Raw genomic sequence first — 1637 nt, 5'->3', positions numbered from 1 at the left:
TCGCGCAAGCTTTACGTCGCACCGGAAGCCGCACCCGACCTCGCCGTACCGCTTCGCGAGATCACGCTGACACCGGAGAGCGGCGAAGCCCCGGTAAGGGTCTACGACGCCTCAGGCCCCTACACGGATGACGCAGCCGAGATCGACGTCAACCGCGGCCTGCCGCGCATTCGCGAAGCCTGGATCGCCGAGCGCGGCGGCACGGAGCGCTACGAAGGCCGCACCATCAAGCCCGAGGACAACGGCGGCGTCTCGGGCCGCCACGCCGCCCGCACGTTCCCGATCGCACATCAGCCGCTACGCGGCCGCAAAGACGTTCCGCTGACCCAGCTCGAATACGCGCGTGCGGGCGTCATCACCAAGGAGATGATCTACGTCGCACACCGGGAGAACATGGGCCGCGAGGCCGTGTTGGAGCGGGCGAAAGCGGCGCTCGAGGACGGAGAAAGCTTCGGCGCCGCCATCCCGCCTTTCATCACCCCCGAGTTCGTGCGCGACGAGATCGCCCGCGGCCGCGCCATCATCCCAGCCAACATCAATCACCCCGAACTCGAGCCGATGATCATCGGCCGCAACTTCCTGGTGAAGATCAACGCCAACATCGGCAACTCCGCCGTCACCTCCTCGGTCGAGGAGGAAATCGAGAAAATGGTCTGGGCCACCCGCTGGGGCGCCGACACCGTCATGGACCTCTCGACAGGCCGCAACATCCACACCACGCGCGAGTGGATCATCCGCAACGCGCCGGTGCCCATCGGCACGGTGCCGATCTATCAGGCTCTCGAGAAAGTCGGCGGCGATCCGGTGAAGCTCACCTGGGAGATCTACCGCGACACGCTGATCGAGCAGTGCGAGCAGGGCGTCGATTACTTCACCATCCACGCCGGCGTGCGGCTGCGCTACGTGCCGCTGACCGCCAGCCGCGTCACCGGCATCGTCTCGCGCGGCGGCTCGATCATGGCCAAGTGGTGCCTTGCGCATCATCGCGAGAGCTTCCTCTACGAGCGCTTCGAGGAAATCTGCGACATCATGCGGGCCTACGACGTCTCGTTCTCGCTCGGCGACGGCCTGCGCCCCGGTTCCATCGCCGATGCCAACGACCGGGCCCAGTTCGCCGAGCTCGAGACTCTCGGCGAGCTGACGCAGATCGCGTGGCGCAAGGGCTGCCAGGTGATGATCGAAGGCCCCGGCCACGTGCCGATGCACAAGATCAAGGTCAACATGGAAAAGCAGCTTCGCGAATGCGGCGAGGCGCCGTTCTACACGTTGGGCCCGCTGACGACCGACATCGCGCCGGGCTACGACCACATCACGAGCGCCATCGGCGCTGCCCAGATCGGCTGGTACGGCACCGCCATGCTCTGCTACGTGACGCCGAAGGAGCACCTTGGCCTGCCGAACCGCGACGACGTCAAGACCGGCGTCATCACCTACAAGATCGCCGCCCACGCCGCCGATCTCGCCAAGGGCCACCCGGCGGCGCAACTGCGCGACGACGCCCTCTCGCGCGCCCGCTTCGAGTTCCGCTGGAAGGATCAGTTCAACCTGTCGCTCGACCCCGACACGGCCCAGAGCTTCCACGACGAGACGCTGCCCAAGGAGGCGCACAAGGTGGCGCACTTCTGCTCCATGTGCGG

The 1637-nt window shown here is 66.6% G+C and carries 1 protein-coding gene; it reads left to right on the top strand.

Annotation, left to right across the window (positions count from 1 at the left end; genetic code table 11):
- Positions 1-1637, top strand: a 1637-nt coding sequence (thiC, locus tag CS1GBM3_RS00005; protein WP_072389666.1) for a phosphomethylpyrimidine synthase ThiC, incomplete at both ends; no start/stop codon positions are given.

This window comes from Hyphomicrobium sp. CS1GBMeth3 (assembly GCF_900117455.1).
Classification (GTDB): domain Bacteria; phylum Pseudomonadota; class Alphaproteobacteria; order Rhizobiales; family Hyphomicrobiaceae; genus Hyphomicrobium_C.
Note: the sequence above shows the minus strand (reverse complement) of the source record. Positions and strands in the feature narration are given on the sequence as shown.